This is a genomic window from Chitinophaga caeni, assembly GCF_002557795.1.
Taxonomy (GTDB): Bacteria; Bacteroidota; Bacteroidia; order Chitinophagales; family Chitinophagaceae; genus Chitinophaga; species Chitinophaga caeni.
Genome location: NZ_CP023777.1, coordinates 3,869,801 through 3,891,259 on the forward strand (window position 1 = coordinate 3,869,801; position 21,459 = coordinate 3,891,259).

A 21,459-nucleotide genomic window follows, 5' to 3' on the forward strand; every position below is an offset into this window, starting at 1 on the left:
GCGGGGTTAATTAACTGAAAAGCCGGGATCATTCCCGGCTTTTTCATTTACTATAACAAACAAACTGTTTACTCTTATTTAGCTTTTTGCAAGTCCAATACTAGGTCGTCTTGCTGCACCATGGTACCTTCTGCCAGGTAAATCTTATCAACTTTTCCATCGCGTGTAGCGGTTACGGTTGTCTCCATCTTCATCGCTTCTATGATAAACAAAGGTGTATTTGCAGAAACGGCATCTCCTTGTTTTACCATTAGTTTAGACATTTTACCCTGCAAAGGTGCGCCCACCTCGTTTTCAGGATCACTGGCTTTTTTGTGTACCGGGACTACGCTAGCAACTGATGTATCGCGTACCTGGATCCGGCGTGCATAGCCGTTCAATTCAAAAACAACCGTTCTCATCCCGCTTTCATCCGCAGGTAATATATACAGGAGCTTCACGATGATCGTTTTCCCTTTGCTCAACGTGATCAATATCTCTTCTCCAAGTTTTAACCCGTAAAAGAAAGCCGGCGTCGGGATAGCTTCCACGTTTCCAAATTTCTGTGTATGACGGTAATATTCATCGAACACTTTCGGAAACATGTGGTAGCTGAGATAATCCAAAAATTCAGCGGAAGGGTATTTACCTTGGAAAGCAGCAAAATCACTGTCAAAGTCTACCGGTGGAAGATGTTCGTTTGGCTTTCCTTCCAAGGGCTTTTCTCCTTTCAAAACAATTTTCTGCAATTCGCCGGGGAAACCACCGTAAGGTACACCCAAATCACCTTTGAAAAAGCCTTGTACGCTAGATGGGAATGACAGGTTCTTTGAAGGATCCAACACATCTGCGGCGGTAAGATTGTTAGCCGTCATAAACAAGGCCATATCACCCACAACCTTGGAGCTAGGCGTTACTTTAACGATATCTCCGAACAGGTCGTTTACCACGGCATAATTATGCTTAATGGTTTCAAGTTTATCTCCTAAACCTAAAGATTCAGCCTGCTGGCGGAGGTTACTATACTGCCCACCCGGTATTTCGTTTTCATACACCTGCGCCGTGCCGGACTTCATATCAGACTCAAAAGGGTAATAATATTCGCGCACATCTTCCCAATAATTACTGTATTGGTTCAATGAAGCAAGATTCAAGCGGCTATTCCTTTCATGCCCTTCCAAGATGGCGGCCATAGAATTCAGGTTAGGCTGGGAAGTTAACCCGCTCAAGGAAGCGATGGCGCAATCAACGGCATTGACACCTGCTTCGATAGCCTTGAGGTAAGTAGCAGATTGTACGGAGGCCGTATCATGCGTATGTAGCACGATTGGTAATTTCACCGCATCTTTTAACGCTTCCACCAAAACGGTTGCGGCCTGCGGTTTCAATAAGCCGGCCATATCTTTAATACAGAGCATATGTGCACCTGCATCTTCGAGACGCTTAGCTAGATCCGTGTAATATTGTAGGTTGTACTTATTATTTTCTTTTTGCAACACATCCCCGGTATAACTGATAGCCGCTTGTGCCAAGGAATTAGTGTTTTCCCGGACAAACTTGATACTAGGGGTCATAGCTTCTACCCAGTTGAGCGAATCGAAAATGCGGAAGATGTCGATTCCATTTTCGGCAGATTTCTCGATAAACTTCGCCAATAAATTCTCCGGGTACGCGGAATAACCAACACCGTTCGATCCCCTGAATAACATTTGCAAAAGGATGTTTGGCATTGCCTTGCGTATCTGTTGCAAGCGCTTCCAAGGACATTCATGTAAGAACCTCATCGACACATCGAAAGTGGCGCCACCCCAAACCTCCATCGAGAAAATCTGCGGGTTATTCTTAGCATAGCCTTCTGCTACAGCCATGATATCCTTGGTTCTCACCCGGGTTGCCAACAAGCTCTGGTGAGCGTCCCTGAAAGTGGTATCGGTGAAGTACACCGGTTTTTCTTCCCGCAACCATTTGGAAAATTCTTCCCTGCCAATTTCATTTAAAATATCTTTCGTTCCTCGGGGAAATTCTTGAATAAGATCGAAAGTAGGCACATTGGGAACCCTGAATTTTTTAGAGGGATCTTTTGCCTTCACGTCAGGGTGGCCATTTACCGTTACATCAGCGATGTACATTAAAGTTTTCGTCGCGCGATCACGGATCGGGGAAAGTTTAAATAACTCCGGGTGTTTATCAATAAAGCTCACGGTGCAATTTCCCTTGCGGAATATATCGTGGCTGATAACATTTTCAAGGAATCCGATATTGGTTTTAACACCGCGGATACGGAACTCCCTCATGGTCCGGTGTAACCTGCCGGCAGCACCGGATAAAGTCCTGCCCCAAGCGGTAACTTTCACCAGCATGGAATCGAAGAAAGGGGAAATCTTCACACCGGAATAGGTGCTACCTTCATCCAGGCGGATACCGAACCCACCGGCATTCCTGTAAGCGATAACGGTACCGTAATCGGGTTTAAAGCCATTTTCCGGATCTTCCGTGGTAATCCGGCACTGGATAGCGAAGCCGTTCAAACGCACATCATCCTGGCTTTTCAGGAAAATTTCCGGATCGGAGAGCCGGTGCCCTTCCGCGATTAATATTTGCGAGCGAACGATATCGATACCGGTAACTTCCTCGGTAACGGTATGTTCTACCTGGATCCTGGGGTTTACCTCGATAAAATACACCTTGTTATGGCGATCTACCAAGAACTCGACGGTACCCACGTTATTATAATTTACTTTATGGGCCAAAGCTAAAGCGTAGCCATAAATTTCTTCCCGGGTTTCCAGCGGTAAATTCGGGGAAGGAGCAATTTCCACCACCTTTTGGAAGCGCCTTTGAACGGAGCAATCCCTTTCGTAGAGGTGTAAAATATTGCCGTAATTATCACCCATCAACTGCACTTCGATGTGCTTGGGCTCCTCGATAAATTTCTCTATAAAAATGGTATCATCACCGAAAGCCTTCGCAGCTTCGCCCCGCGCTTCATTGAATGATTTTTCCAATGATTTCTCGTCGTGTACTACGCGCATACCACGGCCGCCGCCGCCATATGCTGCTTTTAAAATCACGGGGAAACCGATCCGTTTAGCCTCCGAAATGGCGATTTCGGTACTTTCTAATTTTGCTTGGCTATCTTCAATCAAGGGAACATTTACGGAACGCGCCAAAGTTTTAGCCGCCACTTTATCTCCCAATTGTGCCATCACCTCAACATTAGGCCCGATGAAAATAATACCTTCCTCCTTGCAACGTTTCGCAAATTGAACATTTTCACTGAGGAAACCATAACCCGGGTGGATAGCATCAACGCCCTGTTCCTTGGCCAGGTGAATAATTCCTTCGATATCAAGATAAGGTTTCAAAGGATCATCGTCTTTCCCTACCTGGTAAGCCTCGTCAGCCTTGTAGCGATGTAGGGAGTAACGGTCTTCGTAAGTAAAAATTGCCACGGTACGAATCCTCAATTCAGCGGCCGCCCTTAAAATTCTAACAGCAATTTCTCCCCTGTTTGCTACTAACAGTTTCTGGATCTTTTTAAGCGATGTGTTGTCCGACATAATTGGTTGAATAAAAACAGATCTAAAATTGTTACGTTCAAAATTACTTGATTCATAACTCCAAATCGATATAAAAGTAATAAAAGAATAAAGCTTTTACTATTGGTTTATCTAATTTTTAGAACTTTTCAATAAATATTATCTAATTATTTCTATGCAATCGATATTTTTTCAAATAAGGCAGATGATTTTGAAATATTATTCAATTATATAATTTGAATATTTTAGATAATATGAAGTATGGGAATGCCAATTGAATTAATTTTGTAAGTCATCATTATGTGGAATTCATATTTAAACAGTTACAAAAGTTTTCTCCAGCTAGAAAAATCATTGACCGATAATTCCGTGGGCGCTTATCTCGGGGATGTAATGAAGTTAGTGCAGTACTTGGAAGCGCACGAGTTAAAAATCGGTCCTTCGGAAATTGGCTTGCACCACTTACAGTCCTTCATCCATTGGGTAGCGAATCTGGGGATGAGCGCCACATCCCAATCAAGGATCATCTCGGGCATCAAGGGATTTTTTAAATTCCTAGTATTAGAAGATGTTATAAAATATGACCCGACAGAATTATTAGAAGCTCCCAAAACTTCGCGGAAACTACCGGATGTATTGAATATAAAGGAGATAGAGATGATGGTAGATGCCATCGAATTAAGGTATAGCAAGAAAGGTAAAAACCAGGGGCTGGACTCATACGAGGGATACCGCAATAAAGCAATACTAGAAACGATGTACAGTTGCGGGCTACGGGTAAGCGAAGTGACCGACCTCAAGATATCTAACCTATTTTTCAAAGCGGGCTTTATCAGGGTAACCGGTAAAGGCAATAAGGAAAGACTGGTACCTATAGGGCAGGCCGCTATAGATCATATTAATGTGTACCGTGAAAAATTCCGCGACCATATGAAGATCCAAACAGGATGCGATGATCTGGTCTTTTTAAACAGGCGCGGCAGTGGCTTGAGCAGGGTCATGATATTTTACGTGATTAAAGAACTTGCATTGAAAGCCGGCATTAAGAAAACGATCTCTCCCCACACCTTCCGGCATTCTTTCGCCACACACCTCGTGGAAGGCGGGGCAGACCTCCGTGCAGTACAGGAAATGCTTGGCCATGAAAGTATTACCACTACGGAGATTTATACCCACCTCGATAGCGAATACTTAAGGCAAACACTAGCTGAATACCACCCCCGCTATATACATAACTTATAAAAACTGCCTTTTTCACCTTTATATCTTCAAGTGAAATTTAATCAAAATTAAAATGTGAAGGAGATTGTGGAAACCTTATGTATTTAACATATTAATGATTATAGGACAAATAAAATATTTCAAAAAATCTATGTATATAGTTACAGATCAATAACTTACGCTTAAATGCATTTCCTTATAATATCGGAGCACTTTCTTTTTTTGGGTAGAATTGACATTCCGGGTACTTGAACGATCGCTATAGGTGTTAGCATCGTTGCCAAGTGTGATATTCAACCTACTGCAAGGACTAAGATCTCTCCTACCCCTCATCGTGGCTATATCCGGGTGTTCGGATAATATCAGCCTGTTTCCATCATAACATTTAAAGTACACGGATGGCCCCGCGGGAAGGTAAATATTGTTATTAGAAACAATGGCTCTTAATCCCTGGTATTGTATATCGGCAGGATTATAATACAAGCAGAAACGTCCATTATCACCGGTTCTACCCCAACTGATCATTTTACCGGACAGCTTATCGAAGGCTTCAATACGGATACCCGGAGCTAACTGGCTGGTTCCTTCCCAGTTGATAGCGCCAGTTATAATCCAGTTTTGAAAACCGGCACGCACCTGGCTCCAATTTTTTCCTGGTACGATGTAAGCGAAAGCGCCCCGGTAATTTCCCTTGTTTCTTGTCCATTGCGGCGTAAACCTTCCCAAATAAAAATGCATGCTTTTAGAAGCAGGTTTAGACATACCAGGAATTTGTTTCAACGAAAGCGTGAATTCCAGCGGTTCCGTGAATAGATGTAATTCTTCCCAGCATAGCGAAAACTGACCATTTTCACCAACGGTAGTTTCGGCTAACAAATAATCTTCATTATGAACTAAATCGGTTTCCTTTATGGGGTAAAAATGCGTGTTGCGGGTGGTGTACTTGGTTACTTTTTTCCTGGATTCACTACAAAAACTCCCCGGTAAAAAAATACTAATTTTTGCTCCGGGTAGGGGTTCAACGTAATCATCGCAGACGAGGGCCGATAGATGCCCGATCAAATGGTAACTCATAGTTTAGTTGCTAGTTTTTCAAAAAAGGGGGTTAACACCACCTGGAGTTGATTGGATTAAGATACAACCGCACATCTCTCTTACTAACGAACAAACATGGTAGAAAGGCCATTGTAATGCAAGAAATTGTATAGTTCATTTATAGAATTTTACCACTGTCCTTTATACAATTTGTTATTACAAAGATTGGCAACTTTCCTGCACCTGGCAAGCGTTAAGACACTAATATTTAAGAATACGTATTTATACGCACGAACCAGGTATTTCTACGCATACTATCGCTTGCTATTGAAAATCAGCATTACATTTAACATTTTTCTACCCACCCCAGCTTTGCTGTGCATTGAAATGCCATTTAGGATTATTATGGGCATCAATTAGCCTTACTTCGGCGGCATCCAGTATAACTACGCTTTTTTACAGTACTTATACTGAAATTAGATTGTTATTTTTTATCCAGGGAATTATCGGGTATCAATACAGTGTTGGCTTTCAGTATATTTATAGGTATTGAACATTCCCGGCTCTCACTTGGCAATATTTTGTAAAGTATTAATTTATAATAATTTTACCCCGCTATTATTTATAAAAACTCCTAAAAACTTCATCATGTCAGATTTTAACAAGGATGCAGGCACCTTTATCCCTTTAGAGCAGGGAGCGAAGTTCACCCAAACTTACCGTACCCAGCAACAAGAAGAGATTAAAAGAGATCCGCAAAAGGCAAAAACCTACCAACTGGGAGCTTTCTTTGGCTCTAACAAACTTAGTCATCTCTTAAGTAACCCGGATGCAGTCGGGCTAAGGATTTATTACGGTTTAGAAGAAAACCCGGACGGTTTATTCGAAAAAAGGTTCGTTATCGTAGCTGTTGATGCTAATGGTAATGATCTGATTAAAACGGAAGTTGCTGTTGGTAAAGGAGATATGGATGATGATGTATTGGATGGCGGCGTATATTGCCCCGTGCAGTGTGGAATTGATGGACCTTTAAACTCCGGAGAATAAAGTGGGTGATCTAACAATCAACATTTTTTTAGCAATGCTGGGGATCGAATGTTTACTTTTGATCCCCTTTGCTACGAGTTATACCTTGTTTAACAGGGCTCAAAAAGCAATCTTTTATTACCTGGTAGTTAGTGTAATACTCGGCCTGGGATCCTATATTATTGCTATTGTCCTGAGGCAAAACAACATGTGGTTCGTGCCTATATTACAGGTTCTACAATTTTTATCCCTTACCATATTTTACTATTCTGTAATTAAGAATCCCCATGTAAAAAAATTCATCCTTTTAATTTTCTTCGCCGGGGCAGTTATCTTCCTTATCGATTATATGAAGATCAGCAACTTCAAAGGTTTCCTTTCCATCTTCGAAAGCTTTAGAACATTCATGTTAATCCTTTACGGTATTATTTTCTTCTTACAACTTTTAAAAGACGAAAAACTGATCGAGCAAGCAATTTATATCAATTCGCTGCCTAATTTCTGGTTTAACGCGGGTTTATTTTTATACCTCTGCTGTTATTTCCTGATGTCGATGGGATATAGCCTGATGCAAAAAACAGGTACCCCGAAGGAAGAAATCCATGCATTCCAGCAATTTATCACGCCTATTCATTATACTTCTGGCATTTTACAACTAATTCTTTTTTATATTGGACTGCGGAAAATTAAACCCGTGAAGTCATGAGTTTCGTGGAAATACTCTTCATCGGCACAATCGTTATGTTCATGATGGGGATTTTTGTTGTAACGCTGGTAATCTTGCAGCAAAAGCAAGTAATCAAGCATAAATTTGAATTGAAGGATAAGGATATCTTGCTTCAAAAAGAACGTTTACGCTCCGCTTTGAAAGGACAAGAAAGCGAACGGAAAAGGATCTCCGAGGATTTGCATGATGAGGTTGGCGCCCAGTTATCCGTATTAAAACTGAACCTTAATTACTTGCAACAAAATGCGCAGCCATCGCAAGTGGATAGGATTAAAGAAACGAAAGAGTTTACGGATACTATAATCCAGCACCTGCGGTTCATCTCTCAAAGCCTGCATCCCCAAGCGCTTGAAAATCTCGGCCTGGACCATGCACTGGATTCCTTCTGTAGCTTGATGAATAAAAACAAGTCCATCAAGATTAGCTACGGGAGCGCTGGAAACGAATACCAGGTCGACAAGGAAGTCGCATTAAATGTTTACAGGGTTGTACAGGAACTGATCAATAATATCATGAAGCACGCCGAAGCACAGCTCGTACGTATCGAGTATGTCGCCTCGGCAAATGGCTTGATCATCAAAATTGAAGATGACGGGAACGGTTTATTGGTAGCCTCTTTCGAAAATTCAAGGCAGCAACAAGGAAGTCTCGGGTTAAAAAATATAGAAAGCCGTTTGAATATTATCGGGGGAAATATCAACTTTGTAAGGAAGTCGCCAAAAGGTACGATCGCTACGGTAACTGTGCCTAATTTTCAACCTACAAAATAAATTTGCCTGGATAATGGGAACAAAGATTAAAGTTGCTATCGCTGATGACCATAAAATATTTCGCAAAGGCGTAATTGATACACTTTCTCCTTATACAAATATAGAAGTGATATTTGAGGCAGAGGATGGCGCCGACCTCCTATCCAGGCTCACGCAGGATCAACCGGACGTGATCTTGATGGATTTAAAGATGCCGAACATAGATGGTATCCAGGCAACGATATCAGCCAAGGAGCAATTCCCGGAAATAAAAGTTATCATTTTGACGATGTACGAGGATGATAATTTTATCTTACATTTGATTGAGAATGGTGCCAATGCATATCTATTGAAAAACAGCGAACCTGAAGAAATTTACGATGCCATCTGCACTACTCATGAAAAGGGTTTTTATTTTAACGAAAATGTAAACCTGGCCTTATTAAAAAAAGTATTACATAAAACGAAACCGCTGCTTAAGACTTCGTTTAAAAATGAAATTGAATTTAGCGAGAGGGAGAAAGAAGTTTTACAGTTAATCTGTAAAGAACATACCACGCAAGAAATCTCTGAAAAATTGTTTTTAAGCCCGAGAACGGTCGAAGGTATTAGGCAAAAGTTGTTGGAAAAAATGAATGTTAAAAATTCTGTCGGCATCGTTGTATATGCTTTCCGTAACGGTTTAATTGATTAACTTGCGTTCGAAGAGCCCTATGAGCCGGTTTAGATTTATCCAAAATTTTGAAGTAGCAACTTTATTTTAATTCCATAATAATCTCGATTAAATATTTATCTATCTAAAATCAAGCACTGTATGAAAACACAGGTGAAATTCCTTGCAATCGCCGCGTTATGCACCGCCATGGGCTTTAACGCCCTGGCTCAAGGCGTGAAGATGCCCGCACCGAGCCCACTCCAGGTAATTAAACAAGATTTTGCTTTATCTAACGTGGAAGTTACATACTCCCGTCCTTCCGTGAAAGGCAGGAGCATTTTCGGAGCACAGGAGCCATACGGCGTAATCTGGCGCACCGGCGCCAATGCTGCCACCAAGGTAAAATTCGGGGAAGATGTTAAAGTAAACGGCATCGCTATCCCGGCCGGCGAATATGCCCTTTATACTATCCCCGGCTCTAGCGAATGGACGGTTATCTTCAACAAGGGTATTAAGAACTGGGGTAAAGACGGCTACAAGGAATCTGACGATGTGGCCAGGTTTACCGTGCAGGCAACACAGATGCCTTTCCCGGTTGAAACATTCTTAATCAACTTCGAAAACATCCGTCCCAGCTCCATGGACATGATGATCATCTGGGAAGAAACCATGGTGTCTTTCGAAATTACAGCCGATATCAATGATAAAATCATGGCGCAAATTGAAGAGGGAATGAAAAATCCTGATTTCAAGAAACGTCCGTATTGGCAAGCCGCTAATTTCTACTTCGAGAATAACTTGAACCTAGATGATGCGTTGAAGTACGTTGATGATGCCATTAAACAAGATGCCACGTTCTGGAAAGTGCATCTGAAAGCAAAAATACTTGCTAAGAAAGGTGATAAAGCCGCTGCAAAAGCTGCCGCGGAACAATCTATCGCATTGGCTAAGACTGCGAAAAATGAAGATTACGTGAGGTTAAATGAAAAATTGATCTCCGCGTTATAATTTATTATCGATGCGAAAAATAGGGAGAAGGTATGCTTTCTCCCTATTTTTTTAACAAGCCACGGTTCATTACCATTTGTATGATTACACCCAAAACTATCACCAATAAACATCCCAATACATTCAACCATAGGAAAGAAATAACGTCCATCATAAATACTACGATCACTACGATTTCCGCCACCAAAGCGGCCCAGAAAATTGCCGTTCCCTTCGTTCTTTTCGCATAAAAAGCCATCAGGAAAATGCCTAGTATCGTTCCGTAAAACCAGGATCCTAATACGTTTACGGCTTCGATCAAGCTGCCTAAACCACTCGCAAACTGTGCCACCGCTATACAGAATATCCCCCATATTAGCGTCCACATCTTTGAAACTCTCAAATAATGCCGATCGCTTCCATCCGGTTTGATCAATCTTTTGTATATATCGATGACCGTTGTTGATGATAAAGAATTCAATGCCGCGGCAATACTACCCCAAGCAGCTAAGAAAATGATGGCAATCAACAGGCCGACCAAGCCCTTTGGCAAGTTATGAATAACAAAATGTAGGAAAATATAATTCGTATCATCCGTATCTGTTCCCGGAGTGGAAGCCTTGATAGCGTCCAGGGCTTCCTTGCGGATTACTTGGGAGGCCTTATCCGTTTGTTGCAAAGCTGATTTCGCCCGGTTTATTTCTGCATCGCTTCCCGTTTTGATCGCGGCAGCCAAAGCTTTAACCTGCACCTGTTTGGTAGTTGATAATTCATTATATTGAGCTTCCAAGGCTTTGATCTTAGGACCTTCCGCGCTTTCATACGACTTTACCAACTGCGCTTCATTAAAATAAATCGGCGCCCGGAAGTATAAATAAAACACGAACACCAAGGCACCTAGCATTAATATTAGGAATTGCATCGGTACTTTCACCAAACCGTTCATTAATAGTCCTAACCTGCTCTCTTTAACAGATTTGGCTGTCAGGTACCGCCCCACTTGCGATTGGTCTGTTCCGAAGTATGAGAATGCCAGGAAGAAACCGCCGATCAAGCCGCTCCAAATATTATACTTATCCTTCCATTTAAAGTCCGTCACAATTACGTTCAACTTATCCATCTTACCGGAAACATGCAAAGCATCGGTAAACGAAACATCCGCCGGTAATAAATGGACCACCATCCAACCGGCTAAGAACATCCCGGTAAAAACGATCACCAGTTGCAAAGTTTGCGTATAAGAAACTGCTTTCGTTCCACCCATCACGGTATATATAATCAACAGTCCTCCCATGCCGATGTTCGTCCAAAATATACTCCAACCTAATAGGCTTGAGAGTATGATCGATGGTGCACAGATACTGATTCCCGTGGAGAGGCCGCGGGATAACATGAATAATACGGAGGTTAAAGTCCGGGTTTTAACATCGAACCTGGATTCTAAGAATTCGTAAGCGGTATATACTTTCAGCTTATGGTATATCGGCACAAAAGTGACACAAAGGATTACCATTGCCAAAGGCAATCCAAAATAGTACTGAACAAAGCGCATACCATCAGTATATGCTTGCCCTGGCGCCGAAAGGAAGGTTATTGCGCTGGCCTGCGTGCCAATAATCGAAAGCAACACGATAAACCAGGGCATCGATTTATTTCCTAGGAAGTAACTATCTATATCCCGTTGGTCTCTACTTTTCCAAATGCCGTAAACGATGATAGCTATTAAGGTAAATGAAAGTACGATCCAATCTAAAGAACTCATGAAAATGTTTTGGTGAAAGCATAAAAAAGTATAATCAACATGGCTAACCATGCGATCACTAAAATGTACCAGTAATTCCAACTAGGGAATAACGGCGGTTTTTCCTCTTGATCTGATCCAGGCATATTAATAACTAATTTCGTTTAGATAATAATCCACCGCTCAGCAAACCTAAAGCCAGGCCAATCATTAAACCTATATGGATCCGCTTAATGGCAAATCCCGCTAAAATCCCGATGACCACGCATACGATCCCGGCGATATTCAGTCTTGACCTATCTGGTTCTTTCTTTCCCATATTAATTTTTATTGTCCGTTAGCTATATTTTTCCCCGGTAGCTTGGAGATTAAGTTTACAAATAATCGGTAGGCGCCCGGTACACCTGCCGGCAATTGCCGAAAGAATGACAAGCTCGTGTAAACATATTTACCCTTGCCATAATTAGTGACGATCGTAGCGCCATCCAGATCATTTTCATCAGGATCCGACATCGTGAATAACTTGGCATACTTGGGATCAGCGTTACCCGTAAAATACAAGCCCCTCTCCTGGATCCAGCCGTCGAAATCTGATGGAGTAATTTTATTAGGGTAATTAAATGCCAAGTTAGTTGCATCCTGTAGCGTTACAGGCGCCTTTTCATCCGTTACCCGGTCCCTCGTAATTTGGAATGGGTACGGACCTAATTCATTCATTTTAAGCCTGCTGTTTACATTATACTGGACCAGCAATGTGCCGCCGCCTTTTACAAAATCCATGAGCTTAGGTTGCCAAATAGGCATCCTGCCTTGTGTATTATAAGCCCTAACACCAGTAATAATAGCATCATACTGTTGCAGGTTTCCGGACATAATATCTGCATCAGATAAAATGTCTACTTGGTATCCAACTTGTCTCAAGGATTCCGCGACTTTATCACCGGCTCCGGGAATATAGCCGATCTTATTACCATCATGTTTTAGGTTAACAGTAACCAGCTTGCCTTGGGCTAATGGGAATAAGGTAATTTTAGGAATATGATCGTAGTTGATGATCGTTAGGCTACGGTCAAATTCCTGGTGATCGACATTTATAGTCAGGGTAAATTCGCCGGTATTGTTACTACCTACGCCGGTGGATATTACATCGAAATAAACATCTTGTTCCCCATTTTTCAAACCGATATTAAAACTTTGCGTAGCTTGTTGTATGCTATAGCCTTTAGGCACATGTAATGTTACGGTACCTTTAACTGCCGCGGCAGTAGCTTTTAATTTTACAGGAATTTTTTGCGGGGCTTTACCCGTAAAAATATACACCGGGTCAGCGATATTAGCAACAACCGGGGGGGCAAATATTAAAGGCTCATATACTTCCCCTTTTACGGGATCCGTATATTTATAAGAAACGGGTCGAACTATGTCGAAGCTTTCCCCTGCAATTTCTAAATGGTAATGTGCTGTTAGAGCAGGGTCATTCCAAGGTTTGCCAATTAATTCTTGGCGGTTTACCACGTACATACCGACGGGATGTTCAGCATTCAGCCAATACGGGTTAGTAAACTGCGCATTATTAGGTATGCTATAGTTCTTATTGAAGGAGATATATTCGTTGGTAGGCAACAGCATATTCAAGCTGCTATCTTTACTATCCCATCCGATGCTTTTCAGGGTTACACTTGCATTTCCCCTGTTGATGATATCTATTTTGCCATCCAGCGTCTGCCCCGGTGAGTACATTGGTTGATTGCTATAAGCTTCCATCCATACTCCCGCACATGCCATGATGATTTCATCCATGGCTTTTAACTTCTGTGTTTTCCAAGCTACCCGGTTATCTAGCTGTTGCAAGGCTTTCTTCACTGCAATTAAAGCCGGGATCGAAGCAGCGGGATCTTGCGCGTTATAATTGTCAATGATGGATTGAACTTGTTTGCCAATGCTACTTCCATCACGGGATTGAGACATGTCCGTAACGATCCCGTCCATCAAGGATTCTTTCGGTTGATCACCTTTGATCGTTGCAAAATATTCATAAGAGGCCCCCCTGGTAGCTGCCACACCGAAACCTTGACTTTTATGTTGGGAGCGGCTTTCCGCGGCTATTTCCCCGTATCCTTTGCCAAGCAAATAGTTATATGCCCCTACATTTAACTTGAATTGATCCGGTTTAATTGTATTGTTACCCCCGAAGTTGAAAGTATTCCAAAGTAAGCGTTTCGCTTGCCATGTACCAACATATTTCAATTGCCCAGGGAACATCTTCGGGTTTGCGGCTGCTTCGAATGCTTCGGCAGCAATCATAGCAGAAGCGGTATGATGCCCATGCCCGGCCCTACTATCTGCCGGGAAACGGCAAATAATAACATCCGGCTTGAAATTCCGGATAACCCAAACGGCATCGGCTAGTACTTGCTCTTTATTCCAAATCCTGAATGCCTCTTCCGGGTTCTTACAGAACCCGAAATCATTCGCACGCGTAAAAAATTGTTCTCCACCGTCTATTCTCCTCGCGGCAAGCAGCTCCTGGGTGCGGATCGCCCCGAGTAATTCCGCTTGTTCATTACCGATAAGATTCTGCCCCCCATCGCCGCGCGTGAGCGAGAGATACCCCGTCCTATATAAATTTTCTTTTGATAGATAGGCAATCAGGCGGGTATTTTCATCATCGGGATGCGCAGCAAAGTACAAGACATTCCCTAGCGTTTTGAGTTTTTTCAACCGCAATAATATATCCGCCGAATTTGTCGCGGGTGTGGCTTGCCCGAAGCTAAACGAGGTAAAGCAGGTCAGCAAAACCATTACCGTAAATATCGTCTTTCGAATCATAAGTAACACTCCTTAGTTTGCAGTTATCAAAAATAAACAAACAAACAGATAAACCTAATATTGTCGGGTTAAGAATTATGTAGCATGGACTCGCGAGTCCATGCTACATTTCGCGGATCCATGCTACATTTCGCGGGTCCATGCTACATTTCGCGAGTCCATGCTACATTTCGCGGGTCCATGCTACATTTCGCGAGTCCATGCTACATTTCGCGAGTCCATGCTACATTTCGCGAGTCCATGCTACATTTCGCGGGTCCATGCTACATTTCGCGAGTCCATGCTACGTTTCGCGGATCCAAAATTATTTCTTAAACATAAAATAAACAGCGCCAAGCAGTAAGCCGAAAGCTACCAGGTAATTCCATCGCAGCGGCTCTTTGAGATAAGTAATGGCAAAAATGCAGAAAACGGAGAGTGTAATTACTTCCTGGATCATTTTTAATTGAAAACCGTTAATTCCTTCCAAAAAGCCTAGGCGGTTGGCCGGAACTTGGAAGCAGTATTCAAAGAATGCTATTCCCCAGCTGATTAGAATAACTTTCCACAAGGCAGCAGAATTGTGTTTCAGGTGACCATACCAGGCGATGGTCATAAAAATATTGGAAACCAGTAATAATAATACCGTACGCATGCAAAACAAGTTAAATACTTCGCACAAAACCTGGATATAATTCCCGGTCGGGAAAAAAAATCCGGTAATGATTAATTACCGGAACTTAAAGTAATATTTGGAGATTTTCCCGCAAGTAAATATAGTACTGCCATCCTGATGGCCACACCATTTTCAACTTGGTGCAGGATGATCGATTGCTTCGAATCTGCCGCATCGGAACTCAATTCTACCCCACGGTTAATTGGGCCCGGGTGCATCACCACGATTTCTTTATTCAAGCTGTCCAAGAGTTTTTTATTAACCCCGTAAGCCAGCGAATATTCCCTTAAGGAGGAGAACAGCGGCGTATTTTGGCGTTCCAATTGGATCCTTAATACGTTGGCAACATCGCACCACTCCAATGCTTCCCTCATGTTATAGGTTACGTTGACATCCAAAGCTTTTTCCAAGTATTTTGGGATCAATGTTGGCGGCCCTACAACCGTTACTTCGGCTCCTTGCTTTCGCAGGCAATAGATATTGGATAGCGCAACCCGCGAGTGCATAATATCTCCGCAAATGGCAATTTTCTTCCCTTCCACTTTCCCTAATTTCTCACGGATAGAAAAAGAGTCAAGCAAAGCTTGGGTCGGGTGTTCGTTGATCCCATCCCCGGCATTAACGATCGGAACATCGATGTGCTTCGATAAGAAGTGCGGGGCGCCGGTAGCCGAATGGCGCATCACGACCATATCTACTTTCATAGATAAGATATTGTTGACCGTATCGATCAGCGTTTCACCCTTTGACACGGATGAACCGGAGGCAGAAAAGTTTACCACGTCTGCGCCTAATCTTTTTTCAGCTAATTCAAATGAGATTCTTGTTCGGGTGGAGTTCTCGAAAAAGACATTCACGATAGTGGTATCCCTCAGCGTCGGAACTTTCTTAATTGGCCTTTGTAAAACTTCCTTGAAGGAATCGGCAGTTTGAAAAATGAGTTCTATATCCTGGCGCTGCAAATCGCGAATACCGAGCAGATGTTTTACTGATAGTGACATTAAGATGCAAATATAAAGGCTATCCTGAATATCGAAAAATGAAAATAAAAATTTCTTACAAGTATTTTCCGTATTGACCTCTCTAAATGAGCGTGTTAGAGGTATTTTAATTTGCTTTCATCCCCATTATTTAAAGATTAATACATCTTAATACATGGAATAAAATCATTATTTGTAATGGTAGTTAATCTACCAATACAACTTCATCTTTGCCATCTTTCTCTTTCCATAATACCTTTACCCTCTGGGTAATAATGGCATCGATAGTACGGCCGGTATAATCAGATTGTATCGGTAGCTGCCTGCTAAAGCGGCGGTCGATCAGTACGAGCAATTCCACGGAAGAAGGTCTCCCGAAATCCAGCATCGCATCGAGGGCAGAACGGATCGTGCGGCCGGTATACAACACATCATCAATCAGGACCACCTTTTTCCCCTCGATGGAGAAGTTGATATCCATCTCGTTGGGAACATGCAGCTCATTGCCGGATTTAAAATCATCACGGTAAAACGTGATATCCAGCTTACCGTAAGGAATTTGGATACCGGGCAACAATTGGCTCAGTTTGCGGTGAATCCTGTCTGATAGGTAAATTCCCCTCGGTTGCAGGCCGATCAGCACGGTATCTTCAAAACGCAGGTGATTTTCCAGTAATTGATGGCAAAGCCTGTCGATGGTAATGCCCAACTGTTTATCGTTCAGTATGGTCTTCAATGTGTTGTAATTTTCAATTTGAACACAAAATTAATGATAAATGCGCCGATTTTGAAGTTATTTGGCATAAATTCAATGATCAATTTTTTTAGATGTCATAGAAGTAGGAAATTTATAGTATGAAAAAGTTTTCAATGAAATTTATAAATATACTGGTAATGGCATTTACATTATTTGGAGGCACTGCCAATGGGCAGTTGAAAGTTGGCGATCAAGCTCCCCTTTTTACCTTGAAGGACCAGGATGGTAAAGATTTCAACATGGCCGATGTGATCGGCAAACAGCCCGTGGTAGTTTATTTTTATCCCAAGGATGATACACCGGGATGCACCAAGGAGGCTTGTTCGTTTAGGGATGCCTATAATGAATTTACCGATAAAGGCGTAAAGGTTATCGGCATCAGCAATGGTAGCGTCGCTTCTCATAAAGCTTTCGCGGAGAAATACCATTTGCCCTTTACTTTATTGAGCGATACCGATAACGAAGCCAGGAAGTTGTACGGGGTTCCTAAAACCATGATGTTGCCGGGAAGGGTTACTTACGTGATCGATAAAAACGGGAAAATCATTCACTATTTCAATTCGATGACAGGGGCCACCAAGCATGTTGAAGAGGCGCTGTCGGCATTACAATAATGTTCACGTTTTTTTTGGGTGGAGGGATTGCGCGGATTTTTTGGGCTGGGCGTAGGATTGATTTGCTTATTTATTGATTTTACTGGTGATTTTATTTATAAAAATAAACGGTCCCCAATATTTGGAGACCGTTTACTTTTATTCCTTGTTTCTAATAATTAGAAAGTTTATGCTTTTTATGCTTCATCTAAGAATGAATACCTGTAATCTGTCGGTGGTACCATCGTTTCTTTAATCGTACGGGCACTCAACCAACGGTAGAGGTTCATTGCTGAACCGGCTTTGTCATTCGTTCCTGATGCACGGGCACCACCGAATGGTTGTTGACCTACCACGGCGCCTGTCGGCTTATCATTGATATAGAAATTACCTGCTGAATTGGTAAGGCGTTTTGTCGCCAATTCAATCGCATAACGATCAGTTGAAATGATAGAACCTGTCAATGCATATTCGGAAGTGCTATCAACCAAGGCTAATGTCTCTTCGAATTTTTCAGCATCGTAAACGTACAACGTTAATACCGGCCCGAAGATTTCTTCACACATCGTTACATACTTAGGATCTTTTGTTTCAATTACTGTCGGCGCAATGAAGAACCCTTCTGTTTTATCGTAAGTACCCCCTACCAAGATGCTAGTAGCGTCGGACTTTTTAGCGTTATCGATATAAGATGCGATCTTATCGAAAGACTTCTCATCGATTACAGCGTTGATGAAATTAGTAAAATCTTCAGTGGTACCCATCTTCATGGAAGACACTTGTTTTACCAAATTAGCTTTTACTTCGTCCGCGATATTGCTCGGAACATATGCCCTGGAAGCGGCGGAACATTTTTGGCCTTGGAACTCGAAAGCGCCACGCGCCAATGCGGTAGCTACAACCGCGGGATCTGCTGATTTATGGGCAATTACAAAATCCTTACCCCCGGTTTCGCCCACGATGCGGGGATAAGTCTTGTATTTACTGATATTAGTGCCGATTGTTTTCCACATTGTTTGGAAAACACCTGTTGAACCGGTGAAATGGATACCGGCGAAATCTGCATGGTTAAAACATACATCTCCAACAGTTGGCCCGTCAGTATATACCAAGTTGATCACCCCGGCTGGCAAACCGGCTTCGATCAATATTTTCATGATTACGTTAGCAGCGTAAACCTGCGTGTTGGCCGGTTTCCAAACCACAACGTTTCCGCACATTGCCGCAGATGTAGGTAAATTACCCGCAATCGCGGTAAAATTGAACGGTGTAACAGCCAATACGAAACCTTCCAGTGGCCTATATTCTACCCTGTTGTGAATACCTTGAGGGCTATATGGTTGTTGTTGGTATATTTGGCCCAGGTAATGAACGTTGTAGCGTAAAAAATCGATCAGTTCACAAGCGCTGTCGATCTCGGCTTGGTAAGCGTTTTTGCTCTGACCCAGCATCGTGGCCGCATTCATATGGGCGCGGTACTTGGTAGCCATCATTTCAGCAGCGCGCATAAAAATGGCTGCACGTTGTTCCCAAGGAGTATCGGCCCATTTTTCACGGGCAGCCAAGGCTGCGTCAATTGCTTTCTGCACATGGCTACTGTCACCTTGATGGAAATGACCTAATTTATGTTTTCTCTCGTGCGGAGGATGGATATTTACGGTTTTTCCAGTACGAACTTCTTCCCCGTTGATATACATGGGAATGTCCATTTCAACGGCCTTAAAAGCAGCAAGTTGCTTTTTCAAAGCGACTTTCTCCGCGGAACCGGGAGCATAATTCAATACCGGTTCATTCTTAGGCGCTGCAAACTCGAAATATGCGTTATGCATGGCTAAATAAGATTGTGTGATTTAAAAATAAACCTGGACATCCTCTCGAACATCACTTGGTTGGTTGTCTTGATTTATAAAGTAAAGATCGGTCAACTCGCCTCTTCTTCTTTTTGCATCATCAGGTAAGCTTTGATGAAACCTTCCAGCTCACCATCCATTACCGGTTGTACATTGCCCACCTCGAAATCTGTCCTATGATCTTTGATCATCTTGTATGGATGAAACACATAGGAGCGGATCTGGGAGCCCCATTCGATTTTACGTTTATTCGCATTGGATGCATTCTTCAGTTCTTCCCTTTTGCGGATCTCCTCTTCGTATAACCTGGACTTTAACATCGTCAAAGCCTTCTCCCGGTTTTCACCTTGGGTTCGCGCTTGTTGACATTCGATGATAATACCTGAAGGGATATGTTTCAAACGCACCGCGGTTTCTACCTTGTTTACGTTTTGGCCACCCTTACCACCTGATCTGTAGAATTCCCATTCCAGGTCGGCCGGGTTTACACTCACTTCGATCGTATCATCTACCAGCGGATAAACGAAGACGGACGCGAATGAAGTATGCCTCCTGGCATTAGCGTCGAATGGAGAAATACGTACCAGTCGGTGTACACCGCTTTCAGCTTTTAATAAGCCGTAGGCAAATTCGCCGTCAAATTCCAATGTTGCCGATTTAATCCCGGCGCCATCGCCGTACTGAACATCGATTTCACTTACTTTCCAACCTTGTTTCTCACCGTACATCCGGTACATGCGGAGTAACATTTCAGCCCAATCTTGGCTTTCTGTTCCACCTGCGCCGGAGTTGATGGTCAACACGGCCGGCATCTCGTCTTCCGGCTGGTTAAGCGTAGACTTAAATTCCAGCTCTTCCAAGGCCTCCAAAGCCTTACCGTAAGCTTCATTGACTTCTTGTTCGGATGATTCGCCTTCGCGGAAGAAATCGTACAACACGCCGCAATCTTCTATTACAGATTGCACCTGCTCGTAAAGATCTACCCAGAATTTGTTTACTTTAATTTCCTTGAGGATACTCGTGGCCCTCACGTTGTCATCCCAAAAGCCAGGGGCTAGGGTCAACTGTTTGTCATTTTCTATTTTGGCGTTGCGGTCAGGGATGTCAAAGAAAACCTCCCAGGACATGCAAACGATCCCTCATAGCCTTTAATTGTTCTGCTGTCATAATGTCCGCAAAGGTAAGCAATTTTGCCTTCAGGATAAAATGCGGAACACCTGGGGTTTAATAAGGAACAATATTTGTAAAGCGTTGTTATATATTGCCATGATCAAGTACTACAGTATTCTGCATGCCCGGCAGCAAGCCATCTTTAATTCAATTGCCTTTATCCTCGTACTGGTTGTCAATTACATGGCCAATACGCTGAAGTTAAATGGTAAAACAACCGGGGAGATATCGGCCATGTATCCCAATATGTTTGTGCCGGCGCCCATTACTTTCAGTATATGGGGATTAATTTACTTATGGCTACTGGTATATATCATTTACCAGCTCTGGCTAGCATTTTCAAAGGGGCATACCGAGGAGTTGCAATCGCACATGCTCAGGATGCGGGCCTGGTTTTTAATTACCTGCCTTGGCAATATCGCTTGGTTATTTTCTTGGCATTTCCAACTCATCGAGGTTTCGGTCATCATGATGTGCCTCATACTATATGCCCTCCTTAAAATACATCGGAATTTTCGGATCGCGCTACCAGTTGAAAGCAAGCGGGAGACCTGGTGGGTGCAAGTTCCATTCTCGCTTTACCTTGGCTGGATCAGTATAGCCCTGTTAGCCAATATCACGGCCCTACTAGTTTCAATAGGCTTCCAATCTTCCGGAACCGTTGCCGCAACTTGGGCAATTGCCATGGTATTAGTCGGCACTTTAGCAGGAGTTTTCATGGTTATATACCGCCATAATGTTGTACATGCGCTTGTCGGGATCTGGGCAATTTATGGAATTTCGATACAGCAATTCGGTGAAAAGTCGCCCGGGAGTTTTGCCGTATTTGCTGCCTGCATCATCTCTATCACCGTTTTATTCCTGTCTGTCTTAGTACATTTCTTAGCTAGAAAGCCGCGAAATTTTAAAATTTAATTACATATTTTAAATACTATCTAAGAGGAATAAGTTTATTTTTGACCGTAT

18 protein-coding genes are annotated in these 21,459 nt (G+C 42.6%); 8 read left to right on the forward strand and 10 right to left on the reverse strand.

What is annotated here, in order from left to right; translation table 11 throughout:
• Positions 1 to 74: 74 nt before the first annotated feature.
• On the reverse strand, positions 75 to 3,539 hold the full coding sequence (locus COR50_RS16225) for a pyruvate carboxylase (RefSeq protein ID WP_098194957.1): 3,465 nt from the start codon (positions 3,537 to 3,539) through the stop codon (positions 75 to 77).
• Between the two features lie 279 nt (positions 3,540 to 3,818).
• Here COR50_RS16225 and COR50_RS16230 point away from each other — a divergent pair, with 279 nt between their 5' ends.
• Positions 3,819 to 4,760, forward strand: a complete 942-nt coding sequence (locus COR50_RS16230; protein WP_098194958.1) for a site-specific tyrosine recombinase — start codon at positions 3,819 to 3,821, stop codon at positions 4,758 to 4,760.
• Between the two features lie 147 nt (positions 4,761 to 4,907).
• On the opposite strand, the gene COR50_RS16235 is transcribed toward COR50_RS16230, so the two are convergent.
• A complete protein-coding gene (locus tag COR50_RS16235) occupies positions 4,908 to 5,813 on the reverse strand; it encodes a hypothetical protein (protein WP_098194959.1) in 906 nt (301 codons plus the stop codon).
• A 609-nt stretch (positions 5,814 to 6,422) separates the two neighbouring features.
• Here COR50_RS16235 and COR50_RS16240 point away from each other — a divergent pair.
• From COR50_RS16240 to COR50_RS16260, 5 genes are all read left to right on the forward strand, one after another.
• Positions 6,423 to 6,821 (forward strand): hypothetical protein, encoded by a 399-nt coding sequence (locus COR50_RS16240; protein WP_098194960.1) that lies wholly within the window; start codon positions 6,423 to 6,425, stop codon positions 6,819 to 6,821.
• A 34-nt stretch (positions 6,822 to 6,855) separates the two neighbouring features.
• Positions 6,856 to 7,506, forward strand: coding sequence for a hypothetical protein (locus COR50_RS16245; protein ID WP_098194961.1), 651 nt, complete (start codon positions 6,856 to 6,858; stop codon positions 7,504 to 7,506).
• On the forward strand, positions 7,503 to 8,297 hold the full coding sequence (locus tag COR50_RS16250; protein ID WP_098194962.1) for a sensor histidine kinase: 795 nt from the start codon (positions 7,503 to 7,505) through the stop codon (positions 8,295 to 8,297). The genes COR50_RS16245 and COR50_RS16250 overlap by 4 nt, the downstream gene beginning before the upstream one ends.
• Before the next feature lie 13 nt (positions 8,298 to 8,310).
• Positions 8,311 to 8,970, forward strand: a complete 660-nt coding sequence (locus COR50_RS16255; RefSeq protein ID WP_098194963.1) for a response regulator transcription factor — start codon at positions 8,311 to 8,313, stop codon at positions 8,968 to 8,970.
• A 120-nt stretch (positions 8,971 to 9,090) separates the two neighbouring features.
• Positions 9,091 to 9,939 carry a DUF2911 domain-containing protein gene (locus COR50_RS16260; RefSeq protein WP_098194964.1) on the forward strand — a complete coding sequence of 283 codons (849 nt, stop codon included), beginning with the start codon at positions 9,091 to 9,093 and terminating at the stop codon, positions 9,937 to 9,939.
• A gap of 43 nt (positions 9,940 to 9,982) precedes the next feature.
• Here the strand turns inward: COR50_RS16260 and COR50_RS16265 are convergent, their stop codons facing one another.
• From COR50_RS16265 to pyrR, 6 genes are all read right to left on the reverse strand, one after another.
• Positions 9,983 to 11,680, reverse strand: coding sequence for a sodium:solute symporter (locus COR50_RS16265; protein WP_098194965.1), 1,698 nt, complete (start codon positions 11,678 to 11,680; stop codon positions 9,983 to 9,985).
• Positions 11,681 to 11,813: 133 nt separating this feature from the next.
• Complete coding sequence (locus COR50_RS22485; RefSeq protein ID WP_198405674.1) at positions 11,814 to 11,978, reverse strand: hypothetical protein; 165 nt, start codon at positions 11,976 to 11,978, stop codon at positions 11,814 to 11,816.
• An 8-nt stretch (positions 11,979 to 11,986) separates the two neighbouring features.
• Positions 11,987 to 14,488, reverse strand: a complete 2,502-nt coding sequence (locus tag COR50_RS16270; protein ID WP_098194966.1) for a PIG-L family deacetylase — start codon at positions 14,486 to 14,488, stop codon at positions 11,987 to 11,989.
• A gap of 304 nt (positions 14,489 to 14,792) precedes the next feature.
• Complete coding sequence (locus COR50_RS16275; RefSeq protein ID WP_098194967.1) at positions 14,793 to 15,122, reverse strand: DMT family protein; 330 nt, start codon at positions 15,120 to 15,122, stop codon at positions 14,793 to 14,795.
• Positions 15,123 to 15,193: 71 nt separating this feature from the next.
• Positions 15,194 to 16,144: an aspartate carbamoyltransferase catalytic subunit gene (locus COR50_RS16280; RefSeq protein ID WP_098194968.1), complete on the reverse strand. Its 951-nt coding sequence runs from the start codon at positions 16,142 to 16,144 to the stop codon at positions 15,194 to 15,196.
• A gap of 184 nt (positions 16,145 to 16,328) precedes the next feature.
• Positions 16,329 to 16,859, reverse strand: a complete 531-nt coding sequence (pyrR, locus tag COR50_RS16285) for a bifunctional pyr operon transcriptional regulator/uracil phosphoribosyltransferase PyrR (RefSeq protein ID WP_098194969.1) — start codon at positions 16,857 to 16,859, stop codon at positions 16,329 to 16,331.
• Positions 16,860 to 16,978: 119 nt separating this feature from the next.
• Between pyrR and COR50_RS16290 the strand changes: the two genes are divergently transcribed.
• The gene (locus COR50_RS16290) at positions 16,979 to 17,494 is read left to right on the forward strand and encodes a peroxiredoxin (protein WP_232516198.1); all 516 of its coding nucleotides are present in this window, start codon (positions 16,979 to 16,981) and stop codon (positions 17,492 to 17,494) included.
• A gap of 176 nt (positions 17,495 to 17,670) precedes the next feature.
• On the opposite strand, the gene pruA is transcribed toward COR50_RS16290, so the two are convergent.
• The gene (pruA, locus tag COR50_RS16295) at positions 17,671 to 19,302 is read right to left on the reverse strand and encodes an L-glutamate gamma-semialdehyde dehydrogenase (RefSeq protein WP_098194970.1); all 1,632 of its coding nucleotides are present in this window, start codon (positions 19,300 to 19,302) and stop codon (positions 17,671 to 17,673) included.
• Between the two features lie 92 nt (positions 19,303 to 19,394).
• Positions 19,395 to 20,490, reverse strand: a protein-coding gene (gene prfB / locus COR50_RS16300) for a peptide chain release factor 2 (protein ID WP_098194971.1) whose coding sequence is annotated in 2 segments (ribosomal slippage) — positions 19,395 to 20,429 and positions 20,431 to 20,490 — 1,095 coding nt in all. Because the reading frame shifts where the segments join, the coding sequence is not laid out codon by codon here.
• Positions 20,491 to 20,589: 99 nt separating this feature from the next.
• Here prfB and COR50_RS16305 point away from each other — a divergent pair.
• Positions 20,590 to 21,408 (forward strand): hypothetical protein, encoded by an 819-nt coding sequence (locus tag COR50_RS16305; protein ID WP_157760916.1) that lies wholly within the window; start codon positions 20,590 to 20,592, stop codon positions 21,406 to 21,408.
• The last annotated feature ends 51 nt before the right edge of the window (positions 21,409 to 21,459 follow it).

Excerpts from the sequence above, each read along its gene's own strand:
- COR50_RS16225 (WP_098194957.1), bottom strand. The coding sequence starts at position 3,539 with ATGTCGGACAACACATCGCTTAAAAAGATCCAGAAACTGTTAGTAGCA.
- COR50_RS16230 (WP_098194958.1), top strand. The coding sequence starts at position 3,819 with ATGTGGAATTCATATTTAAACAGTTACAAAAGTTTTCTCCAGCTAGAA.
- COR50_RS16235 (WP_098194959.1), bottom strand. The coding sequence starts at position 5,813 with ATGAGTTACCATTTGATCGGGCATCTATCGGCCCTCGTCTGCGATGAT.
- COR50_RS16240 (WP_098194960.1), top strand. The coding sequence starts at position 6,423 with ATGTCAGATTTTAACAAGGATGCAGGCACCTTTATCCCTTTAGAGCAG.
- COR50_RS16245 (WP_098194961.1), top strand. The coding sequence starts at position 6,856 with ATGCTGGGGATCGAATGTTTACTTTTGATCCCCTTTGCTACGAGTTAT.
- COR50_RS16250 (WP_098194962.1), top strand. The coding sequence starts at position 7,503 with ATGAGTTTCGTGGAAATACTCTTCATCGGCACAATCGTTATGTTCATG.
- COR50_RS16255 (WP_098194963.1), top strand. The coding sequence starts at position 8,311 with ATGGGAACAAAGATTAAAGTTGCTATCGCTGATGACCATAAAATATTT.
- COR50_RS16260 (WP_098194964.1), top strand. The coding sequence starts at position 9,091 with ATGAAAACACAGGTGAAATTCCTTGCAATCGCCGCGTTATGCACCGCC.
- COR50_RS16265 (WP_098194965.1), bottom strand. The coding sequence starts at position 11,680 with ATGAGTTCTTTAGATTGGATCGTACTTTCATTTACCTTAATAGCTATC.
- COR50_RS22485 (WP_198405674.1), bottom strand. The coding sequence starts at position 11,978 with ATGGGAAAGAAAGAACCAGATAGGTCAAGACTGAATATCGCCGGGATC.
- COR50_RS16270 (WP_098194966.1), bottom strand. The coding sequence starts at position 14,488 with ATGATTCGAAAGACGATATTTACGGTAATGGTTTTGCTGACCTGCTTT.
- COR50_RS16275 (WP_098194967.1), bottom strand. The coding sequence starts at position 15,122 with ATGCGTACGGTATTATTATTACTGGTTTCCAATATTTTTATGACCATC.
- COR50_RS16280 (WP_098194968.1), bottom strand. The coding sequence starts at position 16,144 with ATGTCACTATCAGTAAAACATCTGCTCGGTATTCGCGATTTGCAGCGC.
- COR50_RS16290 (WP_232516198.1), top strand. The coding sequence starts at position 16,979 with ATGAAAAAGTTTTCAATGAAATTTATAAATATACTGGTAATGGCATTT.
- pruA (WP_098194970.1), bottom strand. The coding sequence starts at position 19,302 with ATGCATAACGCATATTTCGAGTTTGCAGCGCCTAAGAATGAACCGGTA.
- COR50_RS16305 (WP_157760916.1), top strand. The coding sequence starts at position 20,590 with ATGATCAAGTACTACAGTATTCTGCATGCCCGGCAGCAAGCCATCTTT.